Source organism: Paenilisteria newyorkensis, from assembly GCF_000766145.1.
Lineage (GTDB): Bacteria > Bacillota > Bacilli > Lactobacillales > Listeriaceae > Listeria_A > Listeria_A newyorkensis.
The window spans coordinates 1-1,462 of the sequence record NZ_JNFB01000032.1 but is presented as its reverse complement, the minus strand read 5'-3'; the positions used below and the strand labels follow the sequence as shown (position 1 = coordinate 1,462).

Sequence of the window (1,462 nt, the reverse complement as noted above, 5' to 3'; positions counted from 1 at the left end):
TGATGTGCACCCCAAAAGTTAGACCAAAAATCTAACGTTTGGGGTGTTTTGCTGTGGCAAAATATGATGTATCATTTAAACTGCATGTGGTTCGAGAATATTTAGAAGGAAAACAAAGTTATGCTGATTTGGCTAATAAATATAGTATAGCCGGTCATCGACAAGTTAAAAAATGGGTAGATCAGTATTTGGCCTTTGGCCAAAAGGCATTCACCAAGAAAAAGAATCGTGTTTATACTGTTCAAATGAAACTAGATGTATTACACTTTATGAAAACGACGGGTGCATCTCTTCAAGAAACAGCCAACCATTTTCAAATTCCAGATTGTGCATTAATCTCGACCTGGAAGAAAAAACTATTAGAAAATGGTATAGATGCACTTGCGAGACCAAAGGGGTGTCCTTCATTGACTAATAAGCCAAAGAAAGTAAAGAAGAAAGAGATGACGCGAGAACAAGCACTAGAACAGGAAAATGAGTTATTACGAGCGGAGCTTGCTTTCATAAAAAAGCTCCGAGCTTCTGGGGAAAATATTCCGAGCCATCTGCTAAGATCCAAGCCCGAATCATCCAGGAGCTTCGACAAACATTCCGATTGACGCTCCTCTTGAAAGTCACTGGTATGCCTAAATCTACGTATATGTATTGGCAAAAACGATTAGTTGCGTCATCACCCAGGGATGATTTAGAAACAGTCATTCAGTCGATTTATGAGGAAAATAACCAAGACTACGGACATCGTCGTATTGGCTTGGCATTGCGAAAACGTGGCATCGTAGTGAATCACAAGAAGGTACTAAAAATAACACGAAAATTAGGTATTCTATGTACAAAATACACTCGGAAATCTAGAAAGAAATACCGTGCTTATAAAGGCAAAGTTGGCACCATCGCTAAAAATAAAATTCGTCGCCGTTTTCAAACGCCTTTATACTATCAAAAACTAACAACAGATATTACGGAATTTAAGGTAGGAGCAGATCAAAAGCTATATCTGAGCCCCATTATGGATATGGGGACAGGGGAGATTATTTCTTATCAAATGAACGAACGTCCAAACTTGGCTTTTGTGCTAGAAACGTTGGAACAGGCATTACAAATCGTGTTGCCTCAAGCACCCTATCGGGTGACCGTCCATTCTGATCAAGGATGGCATTATCAGCATAAGAAATGGGTATCTCTTTTAAAGAAGAATAAGGTTTACCAAAGCATGTCCCGTAAGGGAAATTGTTTAGATAACTCTCCTATGGAAAATTTTTTCGGCTTATTAAAACAAGAGATGTATTATGGGTGTGTTTTTCAAACCTATCAGGAATTAAAACAAGCAATAGATACGTATATTGACTACTACAATCATCGGCGTATCAAATTAAAATTGGCTGGCTTGAGTCCGGTAGAATACCGTCTTCAGGCCAGCCAAGAAGTCTAATTAAATTTGGTCCAACTTTTGGGGTTCAGTACA

General features: G+C 38.6%; 2 protein-coding genes. Both read left to right on the top strand.

The window, feature by feature from the left end; all coding sequences use genetic code 11:
* The first annotated feature begins 53 nt into the window (after window positions 1-53).
* A complete protein-coding gene (locus tag EP58_RS10665) occupies window positions 54-599 on the top strand; it encodes a helix-turn-helix domain-containing protein (RefSeq protein WP_036093270.1) in 546 nt (181 codons plus the stop codon).
* Window positions 482-1,429, top strand: coding sequence for an IS3 family transposase (locus EP58_RS10660; RefSeq protein ID WP_112859838.1), 948 nt, complete (start codon window positions 482-484; stop codon window positions 1,427-1,429). The genes EP58_RS10665 and EP58_RS10660 overlap by 118 nt, the downstream gene beginning before the upstream one ends.
* Window positions 1,430-1,462 lie beyond the last annotated feature (33 nt).